This is a genomic window from Streptomyces albiflavescens (assembly GCF_014645835.1).
In the GTDB taxonomy this organism is placed as follows: Bacteria; Actinomycetota; Actinomycetes; order Streptomycetales; family Streptomycetaceae; genus Streptomyces; species Streptomyces albiflavescens.
Map to the genome: position 1 here is coordinate 103,081 of NZ_BMMM01000006.1, position 26,971 is coordinate 130,051.

General features: G+C 69.8%; 24 protein-coding genes. 10 read left to right on the top strand and 14 right to left on the bottom strand.

From position 1 onward, the window contains the following. Nucleotides 1-60 precede the first annotated feature (60 nt). On the bottom strand, nucleotides 61-1,821 hold the full coding sequence (aspS, locus tag IEY95_RS17980; RefSeq protein WP_189187050.1) for an aspartate--tRNA ligase: 1,761 nt from the start codon (nucleotides 1,819-1,821) through the stop codon (nucleotides 61-63). A 180-nt stretch (nucleotides 1,822-2,001) separates the two neighbouring features. Here aspS and IEY95_RS17985 point away from each other — a divergent pair, with 180 nt between their 5' ends. Continuing rightward, on the top strand, nucleotides 2,002-4,191 hold the full coding sequence (locus tag IEY95_RS17985) for a SpoIIE family protein phosphatase (protein ID WP_189187051.1): 2,190 nt from the start codon (nucleotides 2,002-2,004) through the stop codon (nucleotides 4,189-4,191). Here the strand turns inward: IEY95_RS17985 and IEY95_RS17990 are convergent. From IEY95_RS17990 to IEY95_RS18005, 4 genes are all read right to left on the bottom strand, one after another. Then, the gene (locus tag IEY95_RS17990) at nucleotides 4,158-5,207 is read right to left on the bottom strand and encodes an AI-2E family transporter (protein ID WP_189187052.1); all 1,050 of its coding nucleotides are present in this window, start codon (nucleotides 5,205-5,207) and stop codon (nucleotides 4,158-4,160) included. The two genes, IEY95_RS17985 and IEY95_RS17990, sit on opposite strands and share 34 nt — an antisense overlap. A 92-nt stretch (nucleotides 5,208-5,299) precedes the next feature. After that, nucleotides 5,300-6,088, bottom strand: coding sequence for a VOC family protein (locus IEY95_RS17995; RefSeq protein WP_189187053.1), 789 nt, complete (start codon nucleotides 6,086-6,088; stop codon nucleotides 5,300-5,302). A 189-nt stretch (nucleotides 6,089-6,277) separates the two neighbouring features. Beyond that, a complete protein-coding gene (locus IEY95_RS18000; protein ID WP_189187054.1) occupies nucleotides 6,278-7,249 on the bottom strand; it encodes a pirin family protein in 972 nt (323 codons plus the stop codon). Nucleotides 7,250-7,382: 133 nt separating this feature from the next. After that, a complete protein-coding gene (locus tag IEY95_RS18005) occupies nucleotides 7,383-7,874 on the bottom strand; it encodes an SseB family protein (RefSeq protein WP_189187055.1) in 492 nt (163 codons plus the stop codon). A gap of 143 nt (nucleotides 7,875-8,017) precedes the next feature. On the opposite strand from IEY95_RS18005, the gene IEY95_RS18010 reads away from it, so the two are divergent. The 3 genes from IEY95_RS18010 (at nucleotide 8,018) to IEY95_RS18020 (ending at nucleotide 11,678) form a co-directional block, all read left to right on the top strand. Further along, nucleotides 8,018-9,844: an acyl-CoA dehydrogenase gene (locus IEY95_RS18010; RefSeq protein ID WP_189187056.1), complete on the top strand. Its 1,827-nt coding sequence runs from the start codon at nucleotides 8,018-8,020 to the stop codon at nucleotides 9,842-9,844. A gap of 192 nt (nucleotides 9,845-10,036) precedes the next feature. Further along, nucleotides 10,037-11,332, top strand: coding sequence for a M18 family aminopeptidase (locus tag IEY95_RS18015; RefSeq protein WP_189187057.1), 1,296 nt, complete (start codon nucleotides 10,037-10,039; stop codon nucleotides 11,330-11,332). Between the two features lie 100 nt (nucleotides 11,333-11,432). After that, nucleotides 11,433-11,678: a DUF6458 family protein gene (locus tag IEY95_RS18020; protein WP_189187058.1), complete on the top strand. Its 246-nt coding sequence runs from the start codon at nucleotides 11,433-11,435 to the stop codon at nucleotides 11,676-11,678. 21 nt (nucleotides 11,679-11,699) lie between these two features. On the opposite strand, the gene IEY95_RS18025 is transcribed toward IEY95_RS18020, so the two are convergent. Then, nucleotides 11,700-13,625 carry an NHL domain-containing thioredoxin family protein gene (locus IEY95_RS18025; RefSeq protein WP_189187059.1) on the bottom strand — a complete coding sequence of 642 codons (1,926 nt, stop codon included), beginning with the start codon at nucleotides 13,623-13,625 and terminating at the stop codon, nucleotides 11,700-11,702. A gap of 178 nt (nucleotides 13,626-13,803) precedes the next feature. Here IEY95_RS18025 and IEY95_RS18030 point away from each other — a divergent pair, with 178 nt between their 5' ends. After that, nucleotides 13,804-14,046, top strand: a complete 243-nt coding sequence (locus IEY95_RS18030) for a hypothetical protein (RefSeq protein ID WP_189187060.1) — start codon at nucleotides 13,804-13,806, stop codon at nucleotides 14,044-14,046. 66 nt (nucleotides 14,047-14,112) lie between these two features. Here the strand turns inward: IEY95_RS18030 and IEY95_RS18035 are convergent, their stop codons facing one another. After that, the gene (locus tag IEY95_RS18035) at nucleotides 14,113-14,559 is read right to left on the bottom strand and encodes a cupin domain-containing protein (protein ID WP_189187061.1); all 447 of its coding nucleotides are present in this window, start codon (nucleotides 14,557-14,559) and stop codon (nucleotides 14,113-14,115) included. Nucleotides 14,560-14,818: 259 nt separating this feature from the next. Here IEY95_RS18035 and IEY95_RS18040 point away from each other — a divergent pair, with 259 nt between their 5' ends. Next, on the top strand, nucleotides 14,819-15,739 hold the full coding sequence (locus IEY95_RS18040) for a helix-turn-helix domain-containing protein (RefSeq protein WP_229703118.1): 921 nt from the start codon (nucleotides 14,819-14,821) through the stop codon (nucleotides 15,737-15,739). Further along, complete coding sequence (locus tag IEY95_RS18045; RefSeq protein ID WP_189187063.1) at nucleotides 15,736-16,233, top strand: LURP-one-related/scramblase family protein; 498 nt, start codon at nucleotides 15,736-15,738, stop codon at nucleotides 16,231-16,233. The genes IEY95_RS18040 and IEY95_RS18045 overlap by 4 nt, the downstream gene beginning before the upstream one ends. 115 nt (nucleotides 16,234-16,348) lie before the next feature. On the opposite strand, the gene IEY95_RS18050 is transcribed toward IEY95_RS18045, so the two are convergent. Further along, nucleotides 16,349-17,167 (bottom strand): carbon-nitrogen family hydrolase, encoded by an 819-nt coding sequence (locus IEY95_RS18050; protein WP_189187064.1) that lies wholly within the window; start codon nucleotides 17,165-17,167, stop codon nucleotides 16,349-16,351. A 154-nt stretch (nucleotides 17,168-17,321) separates the two neighbouring features. Between IEY95_RS18050 and IEY95_RS18055 the strand changes: the two genes are divergently transcribed. Together IEY95_RS18055 and IEY95_RS18060 are read left to right on the top strand one after the other, a co-directional pair. Next, nucleotides 17,322-18,146 (top strand): maleylpyruvate isomerase family mycothiol-dependent enzyme, encoded by an 825-nt coding sequence (locus tag IEY95_RS18055; protein WP_189187065.1) that lies wholly within the window; start codon nucleotides 17,322-17,324, stop codon nucleotides 18,144-18,146. A 209-nt stretch (nucleotides 18,147-18,355) separates the two neighbouring features. Further along, the gene (locus IEY95_RS18060) at nucleotides 18,356-19,117 is read left to right on the top strand and encodes an SAM-dependent methyltransferase (RefSeq protein WP_189187066.1); all 762 of its coding nucleotides are present in this window, start codon (nucleotides 18,356-18,358) and stop codon (nucleotides 19,115-19,117) included. A 133-nt stretch (nucleotides 19,118-19,250) separates the two neighbouring features. Here the strand turns inward: IEY95_RS18060 and IEY95_RS18065 are convergent, their stop codons facing one another. Together IEY95_RS18065 and IEY95_RS18070 are read right to left on the bottom strand one after the other, a co-directional pair. After that, nucleotides 19,251-20,555, bottom strand: a complete 1,305-nt coding sequence (locus IEY95_RS18065) for an MFS transporter (RefSeq protein WP_189187067.1) — start codon at nucleotides 20,553-20,555, stop codon at nucleotides 19,251-19,253. After that, nucleotides 20,552-21,238 carry a GntR family transcriptional regulator gene (locus tag IEY95_RS18070; RefSeq protein ID WP_189187068.1) on the bottom strand — a complete coding sequence of 229 codons (687 nt, stop codon included), beginning with the start codon at nucleotides 21,236-21,238 and terminating at the stop codon, nucleotides 20,552-20,554. The genes IEY95_RS18065 and IEY95_RS18070 overlap by 4 nt, the downstream gene beginning before the upstream one ends. A 221-nt stretch (nucleotides 21,239-21,459) precedes the next feature. Here IEY95_RS18070 and IEY95_RS18075 point away from each other — a divergent pair, with 221 nt between their 5' ends. Next, nucleotides 21,460-22,356, top strand: coding sequence for a D-alanyl-D-alanine carboxypeptidase family protein (locus IEY95_RS18075; RefSeq protein WP_189187069.1), 897 nt, complete (start codon nucleotides 21,460-21,462; stop codon nucleotides 22,354-22,356). 66 nt (nucleotides 22,357-22,422) lie between these two features. On the opposite strand, the gene IEY95_RS18080 is transcribed toward IEY95_RS18075, so the two are convergent. The 4 genes from IEY95_RS18080 to pdhA all read right to left on the bottom strand — a co-directional run bounded on the left by IEY95_RS18080 (nucleotide 22,423) and on the right by pdhA (nucleotide 26,904). Next, nucleotides 22,423-22,986 (bottom strand): hypothetical protein, encoded by a 564-nt coding sequence (locus tag IEY95_RS18080; RefSeq protein WP_189187070.1) that lies wholly within the window; start codon nucleotides 22,984-22,986, stop codon nucleotides 22,423-22,425. Between the two features lie 312 nt (nucleotides 22,987-23,298). After that, on the bottom strand, nucleotides 23,299-24,705 hold the full coding sequence (locus tag IEY95_RS18085; RefSeq protein ID WP_189187071.1) for a dihydrolipoamide acetyltransferase family protein: 1,407 nt from the start codon (nucleotides 24,703-24,705) through the stop codon (nucleotides 23,299-23,301). A 10-nt stretch (nucleotides 24,706-24,715) separates the two neighbouring features. Continuing rightward, on the bottom strand, nucleotides 24,716-25,696 hold the full coding sequence (locus IEY95_RS18090; RefSeq protein ID WP_189187072.1) for an alpha-ketoacid dehydrogenase subunit beta: 981 nt from the start codon (nucleotides 25,694-25,696) through the stop codon (nucleotides 24,716-24,718). A 2-nt stretch (nucleotides 25,697-25,698) separates the two neighbouring features. After that, nucleotides 25,699-26,904, bottom strand: a complete 1,206-nt coding sequence (gene pdhA, locus IEY95_RS18095) for a pyruvate dehydrogenase (acetyl-transferring) E1 component subunit alpha (protein ID WP_189187073.1) — start codon at nucleotides 26,902-26,904, stop codon at nucleotides 25,699-25,701. Nucleotides 26,905-26,971 lie beyond the last annotated feature (67 nt).

Here is a 26,971-nt window from a genome sequence, read left to right on the forward strand (position 1 = left end):
CCCGCTCATGCAAAGTGGCCCGGAACCGGCGTCGGTTCCGAGCCACCCTCACGCGAAGAACTACTTCGGCTGCGGCTTCCGCACGGAGAGGTGCAGCTCCCGCAGACGTGTCTCGTCCAGCTCCGTCGGCGCGCCCATCATCAGGTCCTGCGCGTTGCCGTTGAGCGGGAACGCGATCGTCTCGCGGATGTTCGGCTCCTCCGCGAGCAGCATCACGATGCGGTCGACACCCGGGGCGATGCCGCCGTGCGGCGGAGCGCCGAAGCGGAAGGCGCGGAGCATGCCGGCGAACTGCGCCTCGACGGTCTCACGGTCGTAGCCCGCGATCTCGAAGGCCTTGAGCATGATCTCGGGCTCGTGGTTCCGGATCGCGCCGGAGGACAGCTCGACGCCGTTGCAGACGATGTCGTACTGCCAGCCGAGGATGTCCAGCGGGTCCTGGGTCTCCAGGGCCTCCAGGCCGCCCTGCGGCATCGAGAAGGGGTTGTGCGAGAAGTCGATCTTCCCGTCCTCGTCCTTCTCGTACATCGGGAAGTCGACGACCCAGCAGAACCGGAAGACGTTCTCCTCGAAGTGACCGGCGCGCTTGGCGGCTTCCACCCGCACCGCGCCCATGATCTTCGAGACCTCGTCGAACTCGCCCGCGCCGAAGAAGACCGCGTGGCCGCCGGAGAGCGACAGGCGCTTCGTCAGCTCCGCGACGTTCTCCTCCGTCAGGAACTTCGCGATCGGGCCCGTCAGCGAGCCGTCTTCGGCGACACGGACCCAGGCCAGGCCCTTCGCGCCCTGCGAGACCGCGAAGTCACCGAGCTGGTCGAAGAACTTCCGGGGCTGCGAGGACACGTCCGGCACCGGTAGGGCGCGTACGTGCTTGCCCGCGAAGGCCTTGAACTCGGAGCCCTCGAAGATGTCGGTGATGTCGACGAGCTCCAGCTGGGCCCGCAGGTCCGGCTTGTCGGAGCCGTACTTCAGCATCGCCTCGCGGAACGGGATGCGCGGGAAGGGGGACGTCACATGACGGCCGTTCCCGAACTCCTCGAAGAGTTCCGTCATGAGCTTCTCGATGGGCTGGAAGACGTCTTCCTGCTCCACGAAGCTCATCTCGACGTCGAGCTGGTAGAACTCGCCCGGCGAGCGGTCCGCGCGCGCGTCCTCGTCGCGGAAACAGGGCGCGATCTGGAAGTAGCGGTCGAAGCCGGAGATCATCAGCAGCTGCTTGAACTGCTGCGGAGCCTGGGGGAGGGCGTAGAACTTGCCCGGGTTCAGACGGGAGGGGACCACGAAGTCGCGGGCGCCCTCGGGGGAGGTCGCGCTCAGGATCGGCGTCGCCATCTCGTTGAAGCCCAGCGCCGTCATCTTGTGACGGATCGCCGAGATCACGGCCGTACGCAGCAGGATGTTGCGGTGCATGCGCTCGCGGCGCAGGTCCAGGAAGCGGTACTCCAGGCGCCGCTCCTCGTTGACCCCGTCCTCCGCGTTGATCGTGAACGGGAGCGGGGCGGCCGCGCCGAGCAGCTCGACCTCGCTCACCTCGACCTCGATCTCGCCGGTGGGCAGGTCCGTGTTCACGTTCTCCGTGCCGCGCGAGACGACCTTGCCGTCGATGCGGACCGTCGACTCCTTGGAGAGCTTGTCGAGGGCCTCGTAGGCGGGCGTGCCGGGGCGGGCGACCAGCTGCGTGATGCCGTAGTGGTCGCGCAGATCGATGAAGAGGATGCCGCCCAGGTCTCGGCGATTGTGCAGCCAGCCGCTCAGCCGGACGTCGCTTTCGACGTCAGAGGCGCGGAGCTCGCCGCAGGTGTGGGACCTGTACCGATGCATCGTCGATCATCCAGTCTTCGCGGATTGGGGGCTGATGATCCGGATCTGCTCATCCGGGTCTGTTTCACGTGAAACGTCGGGGCCGAGGCCCGGACCCCCCAAGGGTACCGGGCACCCCGTGATCGCCACTCCCTATACTCTCGGTGGCAGGTATCGATCAACTCTTCATACAGTGGGGCAATGCGCACTGGTGAGCCCCTGCCCGGCGTGGGGGACGTCCTGGCCGCCCTCGCGACCGGCCTGTGGCGCTGGGACAACGCCGCGGGGCTGGTCACCTTCGACGCCGAAGCCGCACGGCTCATCGGGCTGCCCCCGGAGCCCGCGACACTCACCGAGGCGGGGACGCGCGCCCATTTCCATCCCGTCGACTGGAACGAGATCGACGGGATCGTGCAGCTCGCCGTCGCTGAGGGCACCCTCGCCGAGGCCCGGATGCGGATCATGGACGCGCACGGCCGGGTGATCCGCACCGTCCGCAGCCGCTCCAAGCCGATCATCGACCCGACGACCGGGGAGTACGAGCTGATCGGCACCCTCCAGGAGGTCACCGAGCAGCCGCCGGGCGCCGCCGCGCGCACCCCCGTCACCGGGGACTGGCGCCGCTCGCGGGAGGCGTTCCTGCTGGACGCGGGGCGCGCGCTCGCCGAGGCGCGGTCCACGGCGGAGGTGCTGCGGGTCGCGGCCGGCCTGTCGATGCCCGGGTTCTCGCCGGACGGGCTCGCCGTCTTCGGCGCGGAGGGCGACCGGCTGACGATCATCGGCCACCACGGGCACCGGCCGGGGGCCGAGGGCCCCTTCTCGCACATGTCCCTGACCACGGACTATCCGGCCGCGGAAGTCGTCCGTACGGGCCGTGCCGTCTATCTCTCCTCCCCCGAGGACTACAAAGAGCGCTACCCGGCCTCCTGGCCGCTGGCCCGGACCTTCGGCCGGCAGTCCTGGGCCTTCCTGCCGCTCACCGTGGCGGGGCGCACCATGGGCGCGTGGATGGCGGCCTTCACGTACCCCGTCAGCTTCACGCCCGACGAGCGCTCGGTTCTGACGACCGTCGCCCGCATGCTCGCGCAGGCCCTCTCGCGCGCCGGAGCCGCCGAGACCGAGCGGGAACTGACCGACGGCCTCCAGCGCTCGATGCTGCCCACCCTGGGCCCCGAGATCCCGGGCATGACCGTCGCCGCCCGCTACGTGCCCACCGGTGGCGGGCTCCAGGTCGGCGGCGACTGGTACGACATGATCCCGCTCCCGACCGGCCGCTTCGCCCTCGTCATCGGCGACGTCCAGGGCCACGACGTCCGCGCGGCCGGCCTGATGGGCCAGCTCCGCATCGCCCTGCGCGCCTACGCCTCCGAAGGCCACCGCCCGGACGCGGTGCTCTCCCGGGCCTCACGGTTCCTGTACGGGGTCACGGACTCGGTGACGTACGGGTCGAGCGGCGGCGGTACGAACGACGGCGCGCGCGGCGGCGGGCCCGACGGGGGCGACGACGCCGACCTGCGCTTCGCGACCTGTCTGTACGTCGAGGTCGACCCGACGACCGGGACGCTCGACATCGCCCGCGCCGGACACCCGGACCCCGCGATACGCATGGCCGACGGAACCGTGCTGATGCGGCTGACCGCGGGCGGGCTGCCGCTCGGCATCGACCCGGACGCCGACTACCCGACGACCCGGCTCGTCCTGGAGCCCGGCGAAACCATGCTGCTCTGCACCGACGGGCTGATCGAGACCGGCGGCCACGACCTCGACACCGGCTGGCGGCGCATCCGCCGGACCCTCGAAGCCCACGACGGCGACATGGAGTCTCTCGCCGACGCCCTGGTCCAAGCCGTGCACGGGCCCTCCTCGCACCACACCACCGGGCCGCTGGCCGACCGGCGCGAGGATGACATCGCCGTACTGCTGCTGTGCCGCGTGGGGCCGGGCTGCGGCTGCGGCGACACGGCCACCGCCGTACTGCCGCCGATGCGGCGCACGGTGCTGACCGTGGCGCAGGCCGAGCCCGAGCGGATCGCCGGAGCCCGCCAGCAGCTGCGGGAACTCCTCCACGACTGGGCCTGCGAGGACCAGCTCGACTCCGCGGTCCTGCTCGTCTCGGAGATGGTCACCAACGTCCTCGTGCACACCGACGCCGACGCGCTGCTCGTCGCCGAAATAACGGGCGATCCGGGCAAGCGGCGGATGCGGGTCGAGGTCACCGACGCCGGCGACGACCTGCCCCACCGGCGCTATCCCGGCGAACTGGCCTCCTCCGGCCGGGGATTGGTGCTCGTGGAGCTCCTCGCGGAATCGTGGGGCGTGGACCCGCGGGGCGAGGGGAAGAGCATCTGGTTCGAGTTCTACGAGCCCGCTGAGCCGTCCGGCGAGGCGTAACGCGTACGCAGCTCCGAGAAGACCCCGAACGCGGCCGCCGTCAGCGGGACGGCGAGCAGCATGCCCAGGATTCCGGCGACGGACGCGCCCCCCGTGATCGTGAGCATCACCACCGCCGGATGCATCTGCACGGTCCGGCTCTGGATCATCGGCTGCAGCACATGCCCCTCCAGGACCTGCACGGCGAGGACGACCCCGAGCGCCCACAGCGCGATGACGAACCCGCGGTCCGCGAGCGCCACCAGCACGGCCACCGAGCCGGAGAGGAACGCGCCGAGATACGGGATGTACGCGGTCACGAAGACGAGCGCACCCAGCCCCACCGCGCCCGGGACGCGCAGGATCAGCAACCCGATGGTGATGCAGAGGGCGTCGATGAGCGCGATGATCGTCGTCCCGCGCATGAAGCCCTCGACGGCCTGGAAGGCGCGCCGGGCCATGGCTTCGACCGTGTCGGAGGTGCCGCGCGGCGCCAGCGATCGAAGCGTGTCGGCCGCCCGGTGCGAGTCCCGCAGGAAGAAGAAGACGAGCAGCAGCGCCAGTACGGCCACGGCGATGGACTCGCCCACGACGCTCACGCCGCTGATGACATTGGACGCGGCCGTGCCGCCGAACTTGGTCAGCAGTTCCTTGGAGTTGGAGGCGAGGTCGTCGAGGGACGTGCCCGCCGCACCGAAGTGTTCGGCGACGGACTTCGCCGCCTGCTTGAGCGAGGCAACGATCTGGTCGCCGGTGTCGATGAGCGCGGCGACGACGATGTAGACGGCGCCGCCGACGACCACGACCACACCCACACAGGTGAGCCCGGCGGCGAGCGACCGGTTGACCCGTACCTTCACCAACTGCCGGAACAGCGGCCTGAGCAGCGCGGTGCCGAGCAGGGCGAGCAGCACCGGCACCACCGCCGTTCGGAACTCCCCGCACAGCCGGATCCCGACCCACGCCACACCGGCGACGAGCAGGATCACGACGCACCACGCGGCCAGCCGCCGGGCGCCTTCGGGGAGTAGCTGCACGCTTCCACCCGAACACGCAGCGGGCGGGCCGTCCTGTGGGGAGGGCCCGCCCGGGTGACACGGCGTCAGCGACCGGCGCTGAGCAGCTCGGTTCAGGCCGTTTCGCTGGTGATCACGGCGAAGGGCGCTCCGAACGGGTCGAGGAGCATGGCGAGGCGTCCGACGCCATCGGCGTCGACGGCGGGGATGATGACCGTCGCGCCCAGCTCCTGGGCCCTGGCCACCACCGTGTCGCAGTTCTCGACCTCGAAGTACGGGTGCCATTCGGAGGACGAGCCACGCTGCATGTGCTCCGCCGGGAGCTGCATGATGCCGCCGTGCATGGTTGCCTCGCCGCCGCCCGCGGGCCCGGCGATGGTGTAGACGACGTCCGGGCCCATGGGCATGTCACGCATCTCCCACGACAGGACGGCGCGGTAGAAGTCCTTCGCCGCCGCGGCGTCCGTGGTGTAGAGCTCGATCCAGCTGAGGGTGCGTGGCTCGTTGACGACCTCCAGGCCGTCCATGTCCCGGGCTTCCCACACGGCGAACTCGGCGCCCGCGGGGTCCGTGAAGCCGGCCATCCGCCCTTCGGTGAAGATGTCCGTGGGCGGGAAGCGGACCGTGCCGCCGGCCTGTTCCACCGCTTTCGCGGTGGCGTCGGCGTCCAGGGTGCGGAAGTAGACCGTCCAGGCGGACGACGCCCCCTCCTCGGTCAGCGGGCCGACGGCGGCCAGGGTCTTGCCGTCCTTCTGCAGGAAGCCGTAGCCCCCGGCCTCCGGTCCCGCGGACTGGAACTGCCAGCCGAACGTGCCCTCGTAGAAGGCGACGGCGGCGTCGATGTCCGGTGTCCCCAGGTCGAGCCAGTTCGGCCCGCCCGGAACATTCGTCGAGGTGAGCATGGAGCGCTCCTAGCAGGTGAGTTGCGGTGGCCCGGAAGAGAAGAGCCGGGATGTGACGACCCCGCCAACACGTCTGGACGACAAGCTACCGGCCGCGCCCCGGGCGGGCATGCCGAACAGCACGCGCGCACGGGAAAGCCCCGTCCGGTGGACCGGACGGGGCTTTCCCGTGACTCGTACGGCGAAGGCTTACAGCCCGCCCTCGGACATCCCGTGCACGGCGGGGATCGTCCCGAGCCGGCCCTTCTGGAAGTCCTCGAAGGCCTGCTGGAGCTCCTCGCGGGTGTTCATCACGAAGGGGCCGTAGTGGGCCATGGGCTCACGGATGGGCTGTCCGCCGAGGAGGACGACCTCCAGGTCCGGGGTGTGGGAGTCCTGCTTCTCGTCCGCGCGCACGGTCAGCGAGCCGCCCTTGCCGAACACGGCGGTCTGCCCGGTGTGCACCGGACGGCGGTCCGTACCGACGCTGCCGCGCCCGGCGAGGACGTACGCGAGGCCGTTGAAGTCCTCGCGCCACGGGAGCGTGATCTCGGCGCCGGGCGCCACGGTCGCGTGCACCATGGTGATCGGCGTGTGCGTGATGCCGGGGCCCTGATGACCGTCGAGCTCACCGGCGATGACGCGCAGCAGCGCGCCGCCGTCCGGGGTGCTCAGCAGCTGGACCGTGCCACCGCGGATGTCCTGGTACCTCGGGGCCATCATCTTGTCCTTGGCCGGGAGGTTCACCCACAGCTGGAGGCCGTGGAAGAGGCCGCCGGACATGACGAGCGACTCCGGCGGCGCCTCGATGTGCAGGAGGCCCGAGCCCGCGGTCATCCACTGGGTGTCACCGTTGGTGATGGTGCCGCCACCACCGTTGGAGTCCTGGTGGTCGAAGATGCCGTCGATGATGTAGGTCACGGTCTCGAAGCCGCGGTGGGGGTGCCAGGGGGTGCCCTTCGGCTCTCCCGGCGCGTACTCCACCTCGCCCATCTGGTCCATCATGATGAACGGGTCGAGGTGCTGGTAATTGATCCCGGCGAACGCCCGGCGGACCGGGAAACCCTCGCCCTCGAAGCCGCTGGGGGCGGTCGTCACGGCGAGCACGGGGCGGGAAACGGCGTCGGCCGGCGCGACCACACGGGGCAGGGTCAGCGGGTTCTCGACGGTCACTGCAGGCATGTCGGTACCTCCTTGTGGTGCGAGTTTAGTTGAACAATGAACTTTCTGCCACCCGTAACGACGGACGCCCGGAGGGCATTCCCTCCGGGCGTCCGGGATGTCGTACGAGAGCGGGACCTGGGGCCCGCGAGATCTATCCGTACATACGGCGCATCGCGAAGTCCACCATCTGCTCCACGGCCTTGGCGTCGAAGACCATCCGGTGCTCGCCCTCCATGTCGAGGACGAAGCCGTAGCCCGTCGGCAGCAGGTCGATCACCTCGGCACCGGTGATCACGAAGTACTTGGACTCCTTACCGGCGTACCGGCGCAGCTCCTTGAGCGAGGTGAACATCGGGATCACCGGCTGCTGGGTGTTGTGCAGCGCGAGGAATCCGGGGTTGTCACCGCGCGGGCAGTACACCTTCGACGTCGCGAAGACCTGCTGGAAGTCCTCCGCGGACAGCGACCCCGTGGTGAACGCGCGGACCGCGTCCGCGAGGGACGGTGGAGACGGCTCCGGGTACAGCGGGGGCTGCTGGCCGTAGCCGCCGGGCATCTGCCCGCCCGGCATCTGCCCGGGCATCTGCTGCTGCGGCGGGACGTACCCCTGCTGGGCGCCTGCGCTCTGGTCGTAGCCGTACATGCGTCAAAGAGTAGTGGGCCACATATGGACCATCAGGGGTTGATTCTTATTACTGACGGGTAGCATCATCGTAGCTACTTGTTGGTACGTGAACTAGGTGCGAGGAGTCAGTGCCTCGCCGATCCCTTAACGGAGCCGTCGCCATGGGGCACTACAAGTCGAATCTCCGCGACATCGAGTTCAACCTCTTCGAGGTGCTCGGGCGCGACAAGCTGTACGGCACCGGCCCGTTCGCGGAGATGGACACGGACACCGCCAAGAGCATCCTCGAGGAGCTGACGCGCCTCTCGGAGAACGAGCTGGCCGAATCCTTCGCGGACGCCGACCGCAACCCGCCGGTCTTCGACCCGGAGACCAACACGGCGCCCGTGCCCGAGTCCTTCAAGAAGAGCTACAAGGCCTTCATGGACTCCGAGTACTGGCGCCTCGGCCTGCCCGAGGAGATCGGCGGCACCACCTCGCCCCGCTCCCTGATCTGGGCCTACGCGGAGCTCGTGCTCGGCGCCAACCCGGCGGTCTGGATGTACTCCTCCGGCCCGGCCTTCGCGGGCATCCTCTACGAGGAGGGCAACGAGGTCCAGAAGCACATCGCGAAGATCGCCGTCGAGAAGCAGTGGGGCTCCACCATGGTGCTCACCGAGCCGGACGCCGGCTCGGACGTGGGCGCGGGCCGCACCAAGGCCGTCCAGCAGGAGGACGGCTCCTGGCACATCGAGGGCGTGAAGCGCTTCATCACGTCCGGCGAGCACGACATGGAGGAGAACATCCTCCACTACGTCCTCGCCCGCCCCGAGGGCCACGGCCCCGGCACCAAGGGCCTGTCCCTCTTCCTCGTCCCGAAGTACGAGTTCGACTTCGAGACCGGCGAGCTGGGCGAGCGCAACGGCGTCTACGCGACGAACGTCGAGCACAAGATGGGCCTCAAGGCCTCCAACACGTGCGAGATGACCTTCGGCGACCGTCACCCCGCCAAGGGCTGGCTGATCGGCGACAAGCACGAGGGCATCCGCCAGATGTTCCGCATCATCGAGTTCGCCCGCATGATGGTCGGCACGAAGGCGATCTCCACGCTCTCGACGGGCTACCTGAACGCCCTGGAGTACGCCAAGGAGCGCGTCCAGGGCCCTGACCTGGCGAACTTCATGGACAAGACCGCGCCCAAGGTCACCATCACGCACCACCCGGACGTGCGCCGCTCGCTGATGACGCAGAAGGCGTACGCCGAGGGCATGCGCGCCCTGGTGCTGCACACCGCCGCGATCCAGGACGAGATCCAGGTCAAGGAGGCCGCCGGCGAGGACGCCGCCGCCCTTGAGGCCCTCAACGACCTGCTCCTGCCGATCGTGAAGGGCTACGGCTCCGAGAAGGGCTACGAGCAGCTCGCGCAGTCCCTGCAGACCTTCGGCGGCTCCGGCTTCCTGCAGGAGTACCCGATCGAGCAGTACATCCGCGACGCCAAGATCGACACCCTGTACGAGGGCACGACGGCGATCCAGGGCCAGGACTTCTTCTTCCGGAAGATCGTCCGCAACCAGGGCGCGGCGCTGAACTCCCTCGCCGAGGACATCAAGAAGTTCCTGGCGCTCGGCACCGGCGGCGAGGAGCTCTCCGCCGCCCGTGAGCAGCTCGCCAAGGCGGCCGTCGAGCTGGAGGCCATCGTCGGCCTGATGCTCACCGACCTCGCGGCCACCGAGCAGGACGTCAAGAACATCTACAAGGTGGGCCTGAACACGACCCGCCTGCTGATGGCCTCCGGCGACGTGGTCGTCGGCTACCTGCTGCTGCGCGGTGCCGCCGTGGCCGCCGAGAAGCTGGAGACCGCCTCCGCCAAGGACAAGCCCTTCTACACCGGCAAGATCGCGGCCGCGAAGTTCTTCGCCGTGAACGTCCTGCCGGGCGTCACCGGCGCCCGCAAGCTCGCCGAGGCCGTGGAGCTGGACCTGATGGAGCTGGACGAGGCGGCGTTCTAGGCCCGTACCAGCCGCGGGCGTGCACGTCGGTCCTGCCCGGTGCGCGCCCGCCGTGATCCCCCACCCGGGGTCGGGTCGGGCGGCAACCGGACCCTGTCCGTCCAGTCAGCCGCCCAACCTTCCACATCCCTCTTACGAAGGCCCGCTCCCATCCTTGGGGAGCGGGCCTTTGGGCGTCGTTAAGGTGAACCCATGAGTGCACCCTCTCGCTTCGACCGCGGCCACACCGACGACCTCATGTCCTTCCTGGCGGCGAGCCCGACGCCGTACCACGCGGTGGCGAACGCCGCCGAGCGGCTGGAGAAGGCCGGATTCCGTCAGGTCGCCGAGACCGACGCGTGGGAGGGCACCAGCGGCGGAAAGTATGTGCTGCGCGGTGGCGCGATCGTCGCCTGGTACGTGCCGGAGGGCACCGATCCGCACACCCCGTTCCGGATCGTGGGCGCACACACCGACTCCCCGAACCTGCGGGTCAAGCCGCTGCCGGACAGCGGCGCGCACGGCTGGCGGCAGGTGGCCGTCGAGATCTACGGCGGACCGCTGCTGAACTCCTGGCTGGACCGCGACCTGGGCCTCGCCGGACGCCTGTCGCTGCGGGACGGCTCGACCCGCCTGGTGAACATCGACCGTCCCCTGCTGCGCGTGCCCCAACTCGCCGTCCACCTGGACCGCTCCGTCAGCACCGAGGGGCTCAAGCTCGACAAGCAGCGCCATCTGCAGCCCATCTGGGGCCTCGGCGACCCCCGCGAGGGCGACCTGATCGCCTTCCTGGAGGAGGAGCTGGGGCTGGCCGCGGGCGAGGTCACCGGCTGGGACCTGATGACCCACTCCGTCGAGCGGCCCTCCTACCTGGGCCGCGACAAGGAGCTGGTGGCGGGCCCGCGCATGGACAACCTGCTCTCCCTGCACGCGGGCACGGCGGCACTGGTCGCGGTGGCGGCGGGCGACTCCGGGCTCCCGTACATCCCCGTACTCGCGGGCTTCGACCACGAGGAGAACGGCTCGCAGAGCGACACCGGCGCCGACGGGCCGCTGCTCGGCAGCGTGCTGGAGCGTTCGGTGTTCGCGCGCGGCGGCTCGTACGAAGACCGGGCGCGCGCCTTCGCGGGCACCGTGTGTCTGTCCTCCGACACCGGCCACGCCGTCCACCCCAACTACGCCGAGCGGCACGACCCGACGCACCACCCGCGCGCCAACGGCGGCCCCATCCTCAAGGTGAACGTCAACAACCGCTACGCCACGGACGGTTCCGGCCGCGCCATCTTCGCCGCCGCCTGCGAGAAGGCCGACGTGCCCTTCCAGTCCTTCGTCTCCAACAACTCGATGCCCTGCGGCACCACCATCGGCCCCATCACCGCGGCCCGGCACGGCATCAAGACCGTCGACATCGGCGTGGCCATCCTCTCCATGCACAGCGTCCGCGAACTCTGCGGCGCCGACGACCCGTTCCTGCTGGCCAACGCCCTGGTGGCGTTTCTGGAGGGATAGTCCTCCGCCGTTCCCCGACAGCGAACTCCGCATGGCCCGCGGGGTCGCGGGTACTCGGCTCCCGCCCGGAACACCTGAACCGGGCAGGGAGGCGAGACTCATGGGCCTGGGCGGATGCATCATCCTGATCGCCGTGGGAGCGATCCTCGCGTTCGCGACCGACTGGAACATGCAGGGAGTCAACCTCGACCTGGTCGGGGTCATCTTCATGATCGTCGGACTGATCGGCGTGGCGACGTTCAGCAGCATCGCCCGGCGCAGGCGGGTGATCGTGCCGCCGGCCACCCCGGTGGTCGAGGAAGAACGACACCACCGGGGCGGCTACAGCGACGGGTACGGCGTGTAGGTCCTCACGCCCGGCCGTACGTCAGTCGTCCATGCCCGCGAGGACGAGCGGCAGCCGGTCCGCGCCGCCCCGGGTGAGACGGACCGGTACACCCCAGTCCTGCTGGTGGACGTGGCAGGCCGGGTACTCGTTGGAACCCGCGGCGGAGCCGCTATGGGATGCAGTGTCGTCGCAGGACGCGGCCATCGCGGAGACGTGCAGAACCCCTTCGGTGACGGCCGGGTTCAGCTCCAGGGTGCGGGAGAGATCGGTTCCCGCCCCCTCGCCCTCGAGCAGCAGCTCGGGCGGGGTCGAGGAGACGAGGAGCCGGGTGGAGGGGCCGATGGGGGTCCCCCCTGCTCGAGCGGAGTCGAGAGCTTGGGGGAGGGTGTCCAGCTTCTGGCCCGCCGGAGCCTGGAAGATCACGTCCAACCGCAAGCTGCCCGGGGCGACTTCGGTGGCCGCGCGCTGCGTGCGGTGGGCGACCGAATCGACCCGTACGGCCTCCTCGGGGAGCCGCAGCCGGGTCAGCCGGTGGCGGGCGGACTCGACGACCACGATGTCGTCATCGACGAGCACCGCGTCGCTCGGCTCCCGCAAGTCCGTGGCCAAAGTGGACACTTCGCCGGTCACCGGGTCATAGCGGCGCAGTGCGTGGTTGTACGTGTCGCTCACCGCCACCGAGCCGTCCGGAAGCGCGGTGACGCCCAACGGGTGCTGGAACAGTGCCTGTTCGGCCGCACCGTCGCGGTGCCCGAAGTCGAAGAGTCCCGTGCCGACGGCGGTGTGCACGGCGCCGTCGAGGTCGACCCAGCGCAGCGCGGACGTCTCGGAGTCGGCGAGCCAGAGCCGGTCGGCGGTGGCGGCGAGCCCCGACGGCTGCGCGAACCAGGCCTCGGTCCCCGGCCCGTCGACGAGCCCCTCGTTGGTCGTGCCGGCGGCGACACCGACGGTCCCTCCCCCAGAGCCGAAAGCCTGGGAGGTACCCCCAGCCGGGTCGTACGCCCACAGCTGGTGCACCCCGGCCATGGCGATCCACACGCGCCCGTCGAACACAGCCACATCCCAGGGCGAGGACAGATCGACCTCGCGGGCGGGCCCGGACGTCGGCGAGCCCTGCCACCACTGGCGGCCCGTCCCCGCGAGGGTCGTGACCTCCCCGGTCGCGAGATCGAGGCGGCGCAGGGCGTGGTTCACGGTGTCGGCGACGACCACGGCGCCGTCGTCCAGCAGCGCCAGCCCCTGCGGCTCGCTGAACCCTGCCACCTCGGCCGCGCCGTCCGCGAAGCCCCGTACGCCGGATCCGATCCGCCGTACGACGGTCTCCCCGTCGGCCTCCAGCTCCACCAGCTGATGCCGGGTCGTGTCGCTGACCAGCAGGTGCCCGCTCGGCAGGGCGAGCGCCTTACCGGGGAAGCGGAGCGCCGTGGGCTCGGGCTCCGGCGCGACGTACGGTCCGTCGCCGCGCCGCAGGGTGCCCTTCGCCGCGTGCTCGGCCGCCAGCTCCTCCACGAGCCGGGCGATCGCGTGCGCGTGCCCCTCACCGGCATGCTGTGCGACGACGTACCCCTCGGGGTCGATCACGACGAGCGTCGGCCAGGCGCGCACGGCGTACTGCTTCCACGTCGCGAGTTCGGGGTCGTCGAGAACCGGGTGCTCCACCCCGTACCGTTCGACCGCGTCGACGACCGCCTGATGCTCTGCCTCGTGCACGAACTTCGGCGAGTGCACCCCGATGATCACCACCGTGTCCCGGTGCTTCTCCTCCAGCTCCCGCAGCTCGTCGAGGACGTGCAGACAGTTGATGCAGCAGAACGTCCAAAAATCCAAGATCAATATGCGACCTCGGAAGTCGGCGAGCTTGAGATCCTTCCCGCCGGTGTTGATCCACCCTCCCTTGCCGATCAGCTCGGGGGCGCGGACACGGGCGCGTCGTCGGGGCGCGGGGGCCGGGGCGGAGTCGTTCATGGAACAAGGGTGCCACCGCGGGCCACGTCGCCCGCCGCGAGGCATCGCCGCGAGGCATCGCCGCGAGGCATCGCCGCGGCGGTCACTGTGCGTGCCCGTCAGCCCACCGGATGCGCACGGCTCGTGGCGGAGGGATGCTCTAGGCATGCAGGGGGGCCACTGCGAAGGAGCAGTTTCCATGGCACGCAAGCCCAAGAACCCCGGTATGCGCGACTCCGAGATGCGCCGCGACTCCGGCATGCCCGACTCCCGGATGCGCGACTCCGGCATGAGCGACGCCGTCGCGCGGGACCGCGGCGACAAGCGGATGCGGGACGACGACAGGCGCGACTCGGACATGCGTGACTCCGACATACGCGACCGCGCCATCGGCGACGACCACGCCGAGGACGAGGACGACATGCGGCGGGAGGGCTTCTAGCCGCCGAGCCGGAACGCGTCGAGTCCCCCGCCGCCACGGCAGCGGGGGACTCGACCGCGTCGGCTCTCAGGCCAGCGCGCGCCCCGTCGTCGCGTCCACGTGGTCGGGCACCTCGTCGTGGCGGTCGCCGACCGTGAGAGTGCCCGTGGGTTCGAACATCAGGATCGCGGCGCCGGCCGGGGCGTACGGCTTGTGCTCGGTGCCGCGCGGGACGGTGAAGACCGAGCCCTTGGGGAGTACGACTGAGCGCTCGCCGTCCGGCTCGCGCAGCGCGATGGTCAGCTCGCCCTCCAGGACCAGGAAGAACTCGTCCGTGTGATCGTGGACGTGCCAGACGTGTTCGCCTTCGACCTTGGCGATGCGTACGTCGTAGTCGTTGACGGCGGTGACGATGCGGGGGCTCCACAGGTCGGTGAAGGAGGCCAGGGCGGCGGGGAGGGAGACGGGTTCGCCGCGCGGGGCGGATTCGCTGATCGGCTCGGGTTCGCTGCTCGGCTCGGGTTCGCTGCTCATGAGGCAATCCTCCGCGGTGGCCGGACGTCGCCGCGAGTGCTAGAAATCGCGTATGCCGCAAGGATCCTCTCAGGACCCGACCGAAGAGGCCGCTCAGCCGTCGCCGAAAGACCTCGCTCGGCCGTCACCGAAAGGTGCCGCTCAGCCGTCACCGGACGGTCCGGCTCAGCCGTCACCGAAAGACCTCGCTCAGCCGTCACCGAAAGGTGCCGCTCACCGCGTCGTCCTTGTCGTCGACGAGAACTCGAATCCCTTCGAGATGAGCTGCGCCATTGAGATCTTCGGGCTGCGCAGGCCCGAACTCGGGCGGGAGCTCTACGACTTCCGGCTGTGCGCCGCCGAGCCGCACACCCGGATGCGGGACGGGTTCTTCACGCTCACCGATGTCGCCGGGCTCGACGCGGCCGAGAGCGCGGACACGCTGATCGTGCCGAACCGGCCCGACACCGACGCCCCGCGCTCCTCCGAGGTGCTGGGCACCGTACGCCGAGCGCACGAGCGGGGCGCCCGGCTCATCGGCTTCTGCTCCGGCGCGTTCACGATCGCGGAGGCCGGACTGCTGGACGGGCGGCCGGCAGCCTGCCACTGGATGTGGGCGGAGTCCTTCCGGGCGCGGTTTCCGCGAGTGCGCCTGGAGCCGGACGTCCTCTTCGTCGACGACGGGGACATCCTCACCGCGTCCGGCAGCGCGTCCGCGCTGGACCTCGGGCTGCATGTCGTACGGCGCGACCACGGCGCGGAGATCGCCAACGCGGTGTCCCGCCGACTGGTCTTCGCCGCGCATCGCGACGGCGGTCAGCGCCAGTTCGTCGAGCGGCCCGTGCCCGACGTACCGGACGAGTCCCTCGCACCCCTGCTGGCCTGGGCGCAGGAGCGGCTCGGCGAACCGCTGACGGTCGCGGACCTGGCGACGCGGGCGGCGGTCAGCCCGGCGACGCTGCACCGGCGCTTCCGTGCCCAGCTGGGGACGACCCCACTCGCGTGGCTCACCGGCGAGCGGGTCGCACTCGCCTGCCGGCTCATCGAGCGCGGGGAGGGACGGCTGGACGTGGTGGCGGAACGCAGCGGTCTCGGGACCGCGGCGAACCTGCGGGCGCGGCTGCGCCACGCGACCGGACTCAGCCCGTCGGCCTACCGGCGGCGTTTCGGACCGCCCACCGGGGAACCGGTGATGGCATGAGATACCTCGTACGCGACCGGATCCTCGGCTTCGGTGAGGACTACTGGATCGAGGACGACCGCGGCAACAAGGTCTTCCTCGTCGACGGCAAGGCCATGCGGCTGCGGGACACCTTCGAGCTGAAGGACACCCGCGGGCGGGTCCTGATCGACATCCACCAGAAGATGTTCGCCCTGCGCGACACGATGATCATCGAGCGGGACGGCGATCCCCTGGCGACCATCAAGCGCAAACGCCTGTCCCTGCTCCGCAACCACTACCGCGTGTCCCTCGTCGACGGGACGGAACTCGACGTCAGCGGCAAGATCCTCGACCGCGAGTTCGCCATCGACTACGACAACGAACTCCTCGCCCAGATCTCCCGCCGCTGGCTCCACGTCCGTGAGACGTACGGGGTCGACGTCGTACGGGACGACGCGGACTCGGCACTCCTGATCGCGATCGCGGTGTGCGTCATCCATCTGGCAGAGAGGGAAAGGGGTGAGGACGACTGACTCGGCTGCGGGCCGTCGTGCCGCTGGGGCGGCACCCGTCCCCAGGAGAGCGGCACCCTGTCGGCGCCGGCGCGCACCCACCCCGAGCTCAGCCCCGCCGCAGGGTGCCGGACCCTCAGCGGCGCGGCGCCTCAAGCCCCAGCAGCCGGTCCTTCAGTGCCGGGAACTGCTCACGCGTGGCCGCGACCTTCGCGGGGTCGAAGTCCACCACGAGGATCTCCTCACCCGCCCCCGCCTCCGCGAGAACCTCGCCCCAGGGGTCGACCACGATGGAGTGCCCTGCCTGGGGAACCCCCGCGTGCGTACCGGCCGTCCCGCACGCGAGCACATACGCCTGATTCTCGACAGCCCGCGCCTGCGCGAGCAGCGTCCAGTGGGAGCGCCGCCGCTCGGGCCATCCGGCCGGGATGACCAGCGTCTCGGCGCCCGCGTCGACGAGCCCCCGAAAGAGCTCGGGGAAGCGGAGGTCGTAGCACGTGGCGACCCCGACCACCGTCTCCGGCAGCCGCACCGTCACCAACTCGGCCCCCGCCCCCATCAGCACGGCCTCGCCCTTGTCGAAGCCGAACCGGTGGATCTTCCGATAGGCGGCGGCGAGTTCACCGGAGGGTGAGAAGACGAGAGAGGTGTTGTACAGGGGCCCGTCGCCCGCGGCGGAGCCGCTGTCGGATGCCGCCCGCTCGGGAATCGAGCCCGCGTGCAGCCACACCCCCGCGTCGCTCGCCGCCTTGGCCATCACCTCGTACGTGGGCCCCTCCAGCGGCTCGGCCTCCGCCGCGAACTCCTCGTACGCGAACGCCCCGGTCGTCCACAGCTCGGGCAGCACCACGAGATCGGAACCGGCTTGTTCTCGTACGAGAGCCGCCACACGACGCCGGCGCGCATCGACCGTTTCGGCATCGTTTACATCGATCTGGAGGAGAGAGGCGCGCACAGTACCACCGTCCTGGCATTCGAGCCGTCGATACGGGCCTACGATCGTCACACGAAAGCACTGCCGGGGTGCCTCACAGCAGCGTAACTTAGCGTCCCAAGACACCCGCTGCCTGTGCACTGCCCGCGCCCAACCGCCCGAGGGGTCCCGTTCCGTGAGTCTGCATCCCAACCTTCAGTCCTACGCCGACGCCTGGACCCAATCGATCGAAGCGATATCAGAGCTGGTGCAGCCGCTTGTGGAGGGCGAGTGGAACCGGCGGACCCCGTGCCCCGGCTGGTCCGTCCGCGACCTCGTCTCGCACGTCATCGGGATGGACTGCGAGATGCTCGGCGACCCGCGGCCGATCCACACGCTCCCCCGCGACCTGTACCACGTGACGAACGAGCACCAGCGGTACATGGAGATGCAGGTCGACGTACGCCGCCACCACACCGCGCCGGAGATGACCTCCGAACTGGAGTACACGATCATCCGCCGCAACCGTCAGCTGCGGAACGAGTCCCGGCAGCCCGACGCCAAGGTGCGCGGCCCCCTCGGCACCGAGATCACCCTTGAACAGGCCATGCGGAATCGCGCGTTCGACGTCTGGGTGCACGAGCAGGACCTCCGCGCCGCCCTCGGCCGGCCGGGCAACCTCGACTCCCTGGGCGCGCACATCGTCCGCGACCAACTCCTCGCCGCCCTCCCGAAGGTGGTCGCCAAGGACGCGGGCGCCCCGGCGAACTCGGCGGTCGTCTTCGACGTCCACGGGCCGGTCGAGTTCCTTCGCACGGTCCGCGTCGACGCCGACGGGCGCGGTTCCATAGACGGCGCCCCCTCCCTCGGCCCGGCCGTCACCCTCGCCCTCGACTGGGAGACCTTCGTCCGCCTGGCCTGTGGCCGCGTCCACGCCGACGCCGTCTCGGACCGCATCAAGGCAGAGGGCGACCCGGACCTGACAGCAGCAATCCTCAGGTCTTTCGCGGTCACGCCGTAAAGGTCTCTGCCCCGCCCGGCGCCTGACCTTTCAGCCCGTCGGGCGCTTGATCTTTCAGCCCGTCCGGCGCTGGAGGACGAGGCCGTTCAGGCCGAAGCGGGGAGTGTGGGGGCGGCAGCCCCCCACGTGCGGGACGGGTAGGGGCGGAGGGGGCGGAGGGGGCGAAAAGAACTACTACCGCCACCCCCCGCGAACCTACCCTTCTCCCCATGACCGACCCCGCGGCCCCGCCCCGCCTCACCCGCCTCACCTTCCACGGCCCCCTCTCCGAGGCACGAGCAGCGCGCCTGGTGCAGCGCCTGACCCGCACAAATCCCACCACCGTGCTCGACATCGGCTGCGGCTGGGCCGAGCTGATGCTCCGTCTCCTGGCCGCCGCGCCCGCCGCGAAGGGCATCGGCATCGACCTGAACGCCGATGACCTGGACCGCGGCCGACGGACCGCAGAGCAGCGGGGGCTGGCGAACAGGGTCGACTTCATCGAGGAGTCCGCGCGGGGCACGGCGCACGGCCCCGCCGACGTCGTCCTGTGTCTCGGCTCAAGCCACGCCCTCAACGAGGCCGAACCCCCCGGGCACACCGTCGAGGCCCTTCGCGAGCTGCGCCGCCTCGTCGCCGACGACGGCCGCGTGCTGCTCGGCGAGGGCTTCTGGCAGCGCACGCCCACATCCGCCGAGCTGTCCGGCATGTGGCCGGGCGCCTCGGTGGACGAGCAGTACGAACTCCCGGCACTCGTCGATCTCGCCGTCGCGGCCGGTTTCCGGCCCGAGTGGATCGAGACGGCTTCCCTGGACGAGTGGGAGGAGTTCGAGTCGGGCTACCAGGCGGACGCGGAGGTGTGGCTCGCCGGCCACACCGACCACCCCCTCGCGGCCGAGACCCGGGAGCGCCTCGACCGCCACCGCCGCAGCTGGATGAGCTACCGCGGCATCCTGGGCCTGGCCTACCTCACTCTGGTCCCCACGACCTGACGCACCGCCAGTCACGGACGTACCGCTGCGTACCGATGTGCTGCTGCGTACCGACGTACCGCCGCGCATCGACGTACCGCCGCGCATCGACGTACCGCCGCGTACCGACGTACCGCCGCGTACCGACGTGCCGCTACGCGGGCACGTGCACCGTCTCCACCCGGCTCGCGACCAACCGCTCGCGCTCCCTGCGAGCCGCCTGCTTCCGCAACCGGAAGATCTGGCTCAGGCCGACCGCCTGGAGGACGAACACGGCGGCGAAGGCGACACGGTAGTTGTCGCCGGTCGCGTCGAGGAGCACGCCGATGGCCAGCAGTGTCGTCATGGAGGCGACGAAACCGCCCATGTTGGTGATGCCGGAGGCCGTGCCCTGACGCTCGGGAGGGTTGGCGGGCCGGGCGAAGTCGAAGCCGATCATCGAGGCCGGGCCGCAGGCCCCCAGCACGACACAGAGCACGATCAACAGCCACATGGGGTCGTGCTCGGCGGGATAGGCCAACGCCGCCGCCCAGACGGCCGCCGTCGCCGTCACCGTGCCGAGCGCCAGCGGAAGCCGCGCCGTGTGATGCCGGGCGACAACCTGTCCGTAGATCAGGCCGACCACCATGTTGGAGAGGACGACGAGTGTCAGCAGCTCACCCGCCGTCGCCCGGCTGAGCCCCTGCGCCTCGACCAGGAACGGCAGGCCCCACAGCAGCAGGAACACCATCGCCGGGAACTGCGTCGTGAAGTGCACCCACAGGCCGAGCCGAGTGCCGGGCTCCCGCCAGGACGCGGCGATCTGGCGACGGACGTAAGCGGCCCCCTGGTGCGGGAACGGCTCCGGCTCGTGTCCGTCGGGGTGGTCCTTCAGGAACAGCAGCAGGAGTACGAGGACCACGACGCCGGCGAGCGCACTGCCCGCGAACGCCGTCGTCCAGCCCACCCCGTGCAGCAGCCGCGCGATGACGAGGGTCGAGACCAGGTTGCCCGCCATGCCGGCCAGACCGGCGAGCTGCGCGACCAGCGGACCGCGCCGGGCCGGGAACCACCGGGTGCCGAGCCGCAGCACGCTGATGAACGTCATCGCGTCGCCACAGCCCAGCAGCGCGCGCGAGGCGAGCGCCATGCCGTACGAGGAGGAGAACGCGAAGCCCAACTGCCCGGCCGTGAACAGCAGGACGCCGATGGTCAGCACCTTCTTGGTGCCGAGCCCGTCGACCAGCAGGCCGACGGGTATCTGCATACCCGCGTAGACGAGAAGTTGGAGGATCGAGAAGGTGGACAGCGCGGAGGCGCCCACATGGAAGCGGTCGGCGGCGTCGAGCCCGGCCACCCCCAGCGACGTACGGAAGATGACGGCGACGAAGTAGACGGAGACACCGATGCCCCAGACGGCGATCGCGCGGCGACCGCCCGGCGGGTCTCCGGGCAGCGACACGGCGGAGCTGGAGCTCATCGGACCTCGCCCCGCGCCAGGTTCGAGAACCAGCTGACGTGCCGGTGGATGATGCCGACGACGGCCTCCGCGTCGCCGGAGCGCAGCGCTTCGAGCATCTGCCGATGTTCGGTGAGCGTCTTGGTGATCCGGTCGGGGTGCGCGTGCATGACGGCGACTCCCATCCTCAACTGCCGGTCGCGGAGCTGGTCGTAGAGCCGGGAGAGAATCTCGTTGCCGCCGCTGCGGACGATCTCGGCGTGGAAGCAGCGGTCGGTGACCGCGGCTCCCGCCAGATCCCCGGCGTCGGCCTGCTCCCTCTGCTGCGCCAGCAACTCCTCCAGACGTGCGATGAGCTGGGGCGAGGCCGGTACGGCCTTGCGCGCGGCGTGCTCCTCGACGAGCTGCCGGGTCTCGACCACATCCGCGATCTCCTGTGCGGAGACGGGCAGGACGAGCGCGCCCTTCTTCGGGTAGAGCTTGATCAGCCCCTCGACCTCCAGCCGGAGCAGCGCCTCGCGCACCGGCGTGCGCGAGACCCCCACGGCCTCGGCGAGCTCGCCCTCGGTGAGCAGCGTCCCGCCCTCATAACGGCGTTCCAGAACACCCTGCTTGACGTGTGCGTAGACGCGGTCGGCGGCGGGAGGTTGCTTCATGGGCTGCTTCAGCGGCTGATGCGCGGACACGGGTGGGGCGGAGGGCATGCGCACATCATAGATACAACACGTACGCATGGCTGCGGCGTTCCAGCATGCGGACCCCAGGAGTTGCCCATGGATCGCGCGAGGCTTCCGGTGTAACCCGCGTCACACGATTCTCACCCCATCGCCGTACATCCCTTTTCGCGCCTCACGAGTCCGTACCTGAGACGGCACTGCCATGTGCTGATCTCCCAGGGGCATTTCGCGCATTCGGAGCGTTCATTTTGATTACCGGCATTAAGGGCACGCGTTTCCGCAGGGCCGCCGCTGTGACCCTCACGACTGGCGCCGTGCTGGCCGCCGGCGCCTTCGGCGCGGCACCCGCGGGCGCCGTGACCACGCCCACGATCGCCGCCGCGGGCGGCTACGTGATGAACAACGGCACGGGCACGACCCTCTACACCAAGGCCGCGGACACCCGCCGTTCCACCGGCTCCACCACCAAGATCATGACCGCCAAGGTGGTGCTGGCCCAGTCGAACCTCAACCTGGATGCCAAGGTCACCATCCAGAAGGCGTACAGCGACTACGTCGTCGCCAACAACGCCTCACAGGCGCACCTGATCGTCGGCGACAAGGTCACGGTCCGTCAGCTCCTGTACGGGCTGATGCTGCCGTCCGGCTGTGACGCCGCCTACGCGCTCGCCGACAAGTTCGGCAGCGGCACGACCCGTGACGCGCGCGTGAAGTCGTTCATCGGCAAGATGAACGCCGCCGCGACGAGCCTCCACCTGACGAACACGCACTTCGACTCGTTCGACGGCATCGGCCACGGCGCCAACTACTCGACGCCGCGCGACCTGACGAAGATCGCCAGCAGCGCGATGAAGAACTCGACCTTCAAGTCGATCGTCAAGACGGTGACCACGAAGCAGAAGGTCACCACCGCGAGCGGCGGCTACCGCTACTACAACTGGGAGAACACCAACAAGCCGCTGCTGACCGGCTACACCGGCACCATCGGGGTCAAGACCGGCTCCGGCCCCGAGGCCAAGTACTGCCTCGTCTTCGCCGCGACTCGCGACGGCAAGACGGTCATCGGCACGGTCCTCGCCTCCACGTCCATCGACGCCCGTACGGCGGACGCGAAGAAACTGCTGACCTACGGCTTCGCCAAGTAGGCGACGCACGCGTCGAAGGGCCTGCCGCGGATCGCGCGGCAGGCCCTTTCGGTTTCTCCGCGGAGCTCAGCCGTGCATGAGCGGCGAGCCGACCAGCTCCTTGGTGATCGCGCCCTTGCCGTCGCCCTCGATGTCGTACACGACCGTCGAGTCCGAGGACCAGTACAGGTCCTTGTTGTACGTCACCGACGGCACCGTGCAGGTGCTCGCGGGGCCGGGCTCACCGGGGCCCGAGTAATCGTTGTTGAACAGGGCCGTCCAGTCGCACGTCCTGGAGGCCACGATCGTGTCGCTGCCGCCCGAGTCCGCACGCGACTCGATCCGCGTGGTGATCTTGAAAGAAGTGAATCTCTTGCTGTTGTCGATCACCTGGTCGTCGACGATATTCCAGGTGACATTGCTCGACGCGGTCACCTTCCCCGAGGTCACATCGGCACAGTTCGCTATGTAGTACGTCGTCTCGGGCTTCTGGCCCGGGAAAATGATGTTGAACTGGTGCGCGAACGAATCCGAGCACGAGCTGACCGCGGCCGCCGGAGAGGCGAACGCGATACCGCCGGCGAGCGCGCCACCCACGAGGGCGAACGTGGCGAGAGACTTGCCCATCGTCAGGGACTTCCCAACCGTCAAGGGTTTTCCTTTCGAGAAGGGCCCACGTCCGAAAAAGTGGGCCCGCCGAACCACTTCCGAGTCGGCGGGCTCGTGCGCTTTCCCCCCGCCAGCTGCCGAATGGCTGGTCGAACCATCCGACGTCGGTGATCTTAGGCAGGCAAAGATCAAGGAAAGCAGGTAATTCGAAACTTGGCTTGTTCCATTCGCTCAGAACGCTCGGGTCGCTCAGAACACTCGGAATCCCAAGCGTCGGAATCCCAAGCATCGGAATCCCAAGCAAAGGGCGCCTCCTCTCGAACGAGAGGAGGCGCCCAGTGCCGGAGTGCGGGCTTACGCCCAGGTGATCAGCCGCTTCGGCTGCTCCAGGATCGCCGCCACATCGGCGAGGACCTTGGAGCCCAGCTCGCCGTCGACCAGACGGTGGTCGAAGGAGAGCGCCAGCGTGGTGACCTGACGGGGCTTGACCTTGCCCTTGTGGACCCAGGGCTGGAGCTTGATCGCGCCGATCGCGAGGATCGCGGACTCGCCGGGGTTGAGGATCGGCGTGCCCGTGTCGACGCCGAAGACGCCGACGTTCGTGATGGTGACCGTGCCGCCCTGCATCGCGGCGGGCGAGGTCTTGCCCTCACGGGCCGTGGCCACCAACTCGCCGAGTGACTCGGCCAGCTGGGGCAGGGTCTTGGCGTGGGCGTCCTTGATGTTCGGCACGATCAGGCCACGGGGCGTGGCCGCGGCGATGCCCAGGTTCACATAGTGCTTCTGGACGATCTCCTGGTTGGCCTCGTCCCAGGACGCGTTGACCTCGGGGTTGCGCTTGATCGCGACCAGCAGGGCCTTGGCGATGAGCAACAGCGGGTTCACCCGCAGGCCCTGCATCTCCTTGTCCTGCTTCAGCTCCTCCACGAGCCTCATCGTGCGCGTCACATCGACCGTCACGAACTCGGTGACATGCGGCGCGGTGAACGCCGAGCCGATCATGGCCTGAGCTGTCGCCTTGCGGACGCCCTTGACCGGGATACGGGTCTCACGCGCCGTGTCGTACGCGACGACCGGGGCGGGTGCCTCGGCCCGAACGGGAACCGGAGCCGCCTCCACGACCGGGGCGGGTGCCGGGGCCGCCGCCGCGTGCACGTCCCCGCGCGTGATGATGCCGTCCGGGCCCGACGGGGTGACCGTCGCCAGGTCGACGCCGAGGTCCTTGGCAAGCTTGCGGACCGGGGGCTTGGCGAGGGGGCGCTGCTTGGTGGGTCCGTGGCCGTTGAGCTCGCCCTGGATCGCCGTGGCCGCCAGGAACGGCTCGGGCTGCTGGGCCGGGACCTCGACGCCCTTGCGGGGGCGGCGCTTGGTGGAGGACTCGGCGACGCCGTACCCGACGAGGACCGGCTTGCGGCCCTCGGGCTTGGGCTCCTCGGCGGGGGCCGGCTCCTCGGTGACGGCCTCCTGGACCGGGACCTGCTCGGCGGGTGCCCCACCGGCCACGTCCACCGCGATGATCACCTGGCCCACGTCCACCGTCGTCCCCTCGGGGAAGCGGAGTTCGCTCACCACACCGTTGAACGGGATGGGCAGCTCGACGGCCGCCTTGGCGGTCTCGACCTCGCAGACCACCTGCCCGTCGGTGACCTCGTCACCGGGCTGGACGTACCACTTGAGGATCTCCGCCTCGGTGAGTCCCTCGCCCACGTCGGGCATCTTGAACTCGCGGAGCCCCGACGCGTTCTCAGTCATCGTCGTCACGACCCTCTCCTCAGTACGCCAGCGAGCGGTCGACGGCGTCGAGCACCCGGTCCAGGCCCGGAAGGTACTCCTCCTCCAGGCGCGCCGGCGGATACGGGGCGTGATAGCCGCCGACCCGCAGGACGGGCGCCTCCAGGTGGTAGAAGCACCGCTCCGTGATGCGGGCGGCGATCTCCGCGCCCGTACCGAGGAACACCGGGGCCTCGTGCACCACGACCAGGCGGCGGGTCTTCTCCACCGAGGCCTGGACGGAGTCGAAGTCGATGGGGGACATCGAGCGAAGGTCCAGGACCTCGATCGACTTGCCCTCCTCCTGGGCGGCCGCGGCGGCCTCCAGACACACCTTCACCATCGGGCCGTACGCCGCGAGCGTCAGGTCGGCGCCCTCGCGCACCACACGCGCCTTGTGCAGGGGCGAGGGGATCGCGTCCTTGGTGACCTCGGACTTGTCCCAGTAGCGCCGCTTGGGCTCGAAGAAGATCACCGGGTCGTCGCTCTGGATGGCCTGCTGCATCATCCAGTACGCGTCGGACGCGTTCGACGGAGAGACCACCTTCAGCCCCGCCACGTGGGCGAACAGCGCCTCGGGGGACTCGGAGTGGTGCTCGACGGCGCCGATGCCGCCGCCGTAGGGAATGCGGATCACGACGGGGAGCTTGATCTTGCCGAGCGCCCGCGCGTGCATCTTCGCGAGCTGCGTGACGATCTGGTCGTACGCCGGGAAGACGAAACCGTCGAACTGGATCTCCACCACTGGGCGGTAGCCGCGCAGCGCGAGGCCGATCGCCGTGCCGACGATGCCCGACTCGGCGAGCGGGGTGTCGATCACCCGGTCCTCGCCGAAGTCCTTCTGCAGGCCGTCGGTGACCCGGAAGACACCACCGAGCTTGCCGACGTCCTCGCCCATGATCAGGACCTTGGGGTCGGCGTCGAGGGCCGTGCGCAGCGACTCGTTGATCGCCTTGGCCAGCGCCATCTTTTCCGCAGCCATCGCTACTTGCCCTCCCCTGCGTCCGCGAACGACGCCTGGTAGGCGGCGAACTGGGCCCGCTCCTCGTCGACGAGCGCGTGCCCGTCCGCGTACACGTTCTCGAAGATGGCGAAGTGGTCAGGGTCCGGCATGGCCCGTACGACTTCGCGTACTCGTTTGCCCAACGCTTCGCTCTCCGCTTCGAGTTCCGCGAAGAATCCCTCGTCCGCGTGGTTCGAGGCTTCGAGGTACGTGCGCAGGCGCAGGATCGGGTCCTTCGCCTCCCAGGACTCGCGCTCCTCGTCGGCCCGGTACTTGGTCGGGTCGTCGGAGGTGGTGTGCGCGCCCATGCGGTAGGTGTACGCCTCCACCAGGGTGGGGCCCTCGCCGCGGCGGGCCCGCTCCAGCGCCCACTTGGTGACGGCCAGGCAGGCGAGGACGTCATTGCCGTCGACGCGGACGCCCGGGAAGCCGAAGCCCTGCGCGCGCTGGTAGAGCGGGACGCGGGTCTGCTTCTCGGTCGGCTCGGAGATGGCCCACTGGTTGTTCTGGCAGAAGAACACGACGGGGGCGTTGTAGACCGCGGAGAAGGTGAACGATTCGGCGACGTCGCCCTGGCTGGAGGCGCCGTCTCCGAAGTACGCGATCACGGCCGAGTCGGCGCCGTCCTTGGCGACGCCCATGGCGTAGCCGGTGGCGTGCAGCGTCTGCGAGCCGATGACGATCGTGTAGAGGTGGAAGTTGTTGCTGTTCGGGTCCCAGCCGCCGTTGTTCACGCCGCGGAACATGCCGAGCAGATTGGTCGGGTCGACCCCGCGGCACCAGGCGACGCCGTGCTCGCGGTAGGTCGGGAAGACGTAGTCGTCCTCACGGGTGGCCCGTCCGGAGCCGATCTGGGCGGCCTCCTGGCCGAGCAGCGAGGCCCACAGGCCCAGCTCGCCCTGGCGCTGCAGGGAGGTGGCCTCGGCGTCGAAGCGACGGGTCAGCACCATGTCCCGGTACAGGCCGCGCAGCTCCTCGGGGGTGATGTCGGCGACGTACGGGTCGTACGTGGCGTCGTTGACCCGCTTGCCTTCCGGGGTCAGCAGCTGCACGAGTTCGGGCTCGGCGCCCGTCGTACCCGGCGACTTCTTGGCGGCCGAGCCGGTGCGCTTGGCACCTGCGCTCGCGGCGCTCTTCGTACCGGCGCTGCGTCGCGGCTTGCGCGCGGCAGTGCTCTCCACGGTCACGTGTGCTCCTCCGTCGGTCCGGCCCCCGGGGTTGCCGGGTGGCCAGTGCGGCTCGCCTGTTCCGGTA

Excerpts from the sequence above, each read along its gene's own strand:
- IEY95_RS18040 (WP_229703118.1), top strand. The coding sequence starts at position 14,819 with ATGAGCTGCGCCATTGAGATCTTCGGGCTGCGCAGGCCCGAACTCGGG.
- IEY95_RS18005 (WP_189187055.1), bottom strand. The coding sequence starts at position 7,874 with ATGTACGGCTACGACCAGAGCGCAGGCGCCCAGCAGGGGTACGTCCCG.
- IEY95_RS18015 (WP_189187057.1), top strand. The coding sequence starts at position 10,037 with ATGAGTGCACCCTCTCGCTTCGACCGCGGCCACACCGACGACCTCATG.
- IEY95_RS18090 (WP_189187072.1), bottom strand. The coding sequence starts at position 25,696 with ATGGCTGCGGAAAAGATGGCGCTGGCCAAGGCGATCAACGAGTCGCTG.
- IEY95_RS18020 (WP_189187058.1), top strand. The coding sequence starts at position 11,433 with ATGGGCCTGGGCGGATGCATCATCCTGATCGCCGTGGGAGCGATCCTC.
- aspS (WP_189187050.1), bottom strand. The coding sequence starts at position 1,821 with ATGCATCGGTACAGGTCCCACACCTGCGGCGAGCTCCGCGCCTCTGAC.
- IEY95_RS18030 (WP_189187060.1), top strand. The coding sequence starts at position 13,804 with ATGGCACGCAAGCCCAAGAACCCCGGTATGCGCGACTCCGAGATGCGC.
- IEY95_RS18010 (WP_189187056.1), top strand. The coding sequence starts at position 8,018 with ATGGGGCACTACAAGTCGAATCTCCGCGACATCGAGTTCAACCTCTTC.
- IEY95_RS18000 (WP_189187054.1), bottom strand. The coding sequence starts at position 7,249 with ATGCCTGCAGTGACCGTCGAGAACCCGCTGACCCTGCCCCGTGTGGTC.
- IEY95_RS17985 (WP_189187051.1), top strand. The coding sequence starts at position 2,002 with ATGCGCACTGGTGAGCCCCTGCCCGGCGTGGGGGACGTCCTGGCCGCC.
- IEY95_RS18025 (WP_189187059.1), bottom strand. The coding sequence starts at position 13,625 with ATGAACGACTCCGCCCCGGCCCCCGCGCCCCGACGACGCGCCCGTGTC.
- IEY95_RS17995 (WP_189187053.1), bottom strand. The coding sequence starts at position 6,088 with ATGCTCACCTCGACGAATGTTCCGGGCGGGCCGAACTGGCTCGACCTG.
- IEY95_RS18065 (WP_189187067.1), bottom strand. The coding sequence starts at position 20,555 with ATGAGCTCCAGCTCCGCCGTGTCGCTGCCCGGAGACCCGCCGGGCGGT.
- IEY95_RS18045 (WP_189187063.1), top strand. The coding sequence starts at position 15,736 with ATGAGATACCTCGTACGCGACCGGATCCTCGGCTTCGGTGAGGACTAC.
- IEY95_RS18035 (WP_189187061.1), bottom strand. The coding sequence starts at position 14,559 with ATGAGCAGCGAACCCGAGCCGAGCAGCGAACCCGAGCCGATCAGCGAA.
- IEY95_RS18070 (WP_189187068.1), bottom strand. The coding sequence starts at position 21,238 with ATGCCCTCCGCCCCACCCGTGTCCGCGCATCAGCCGCTGAAGCAGCCC.
- IEY95_RS18060 (WP_189187066.1), top strand. The coding sequence starts at position 18,356 with ATGACCGACCCCGCGGCCCCGCCCCGCCTCACCCGCCTCACCTTCCAC.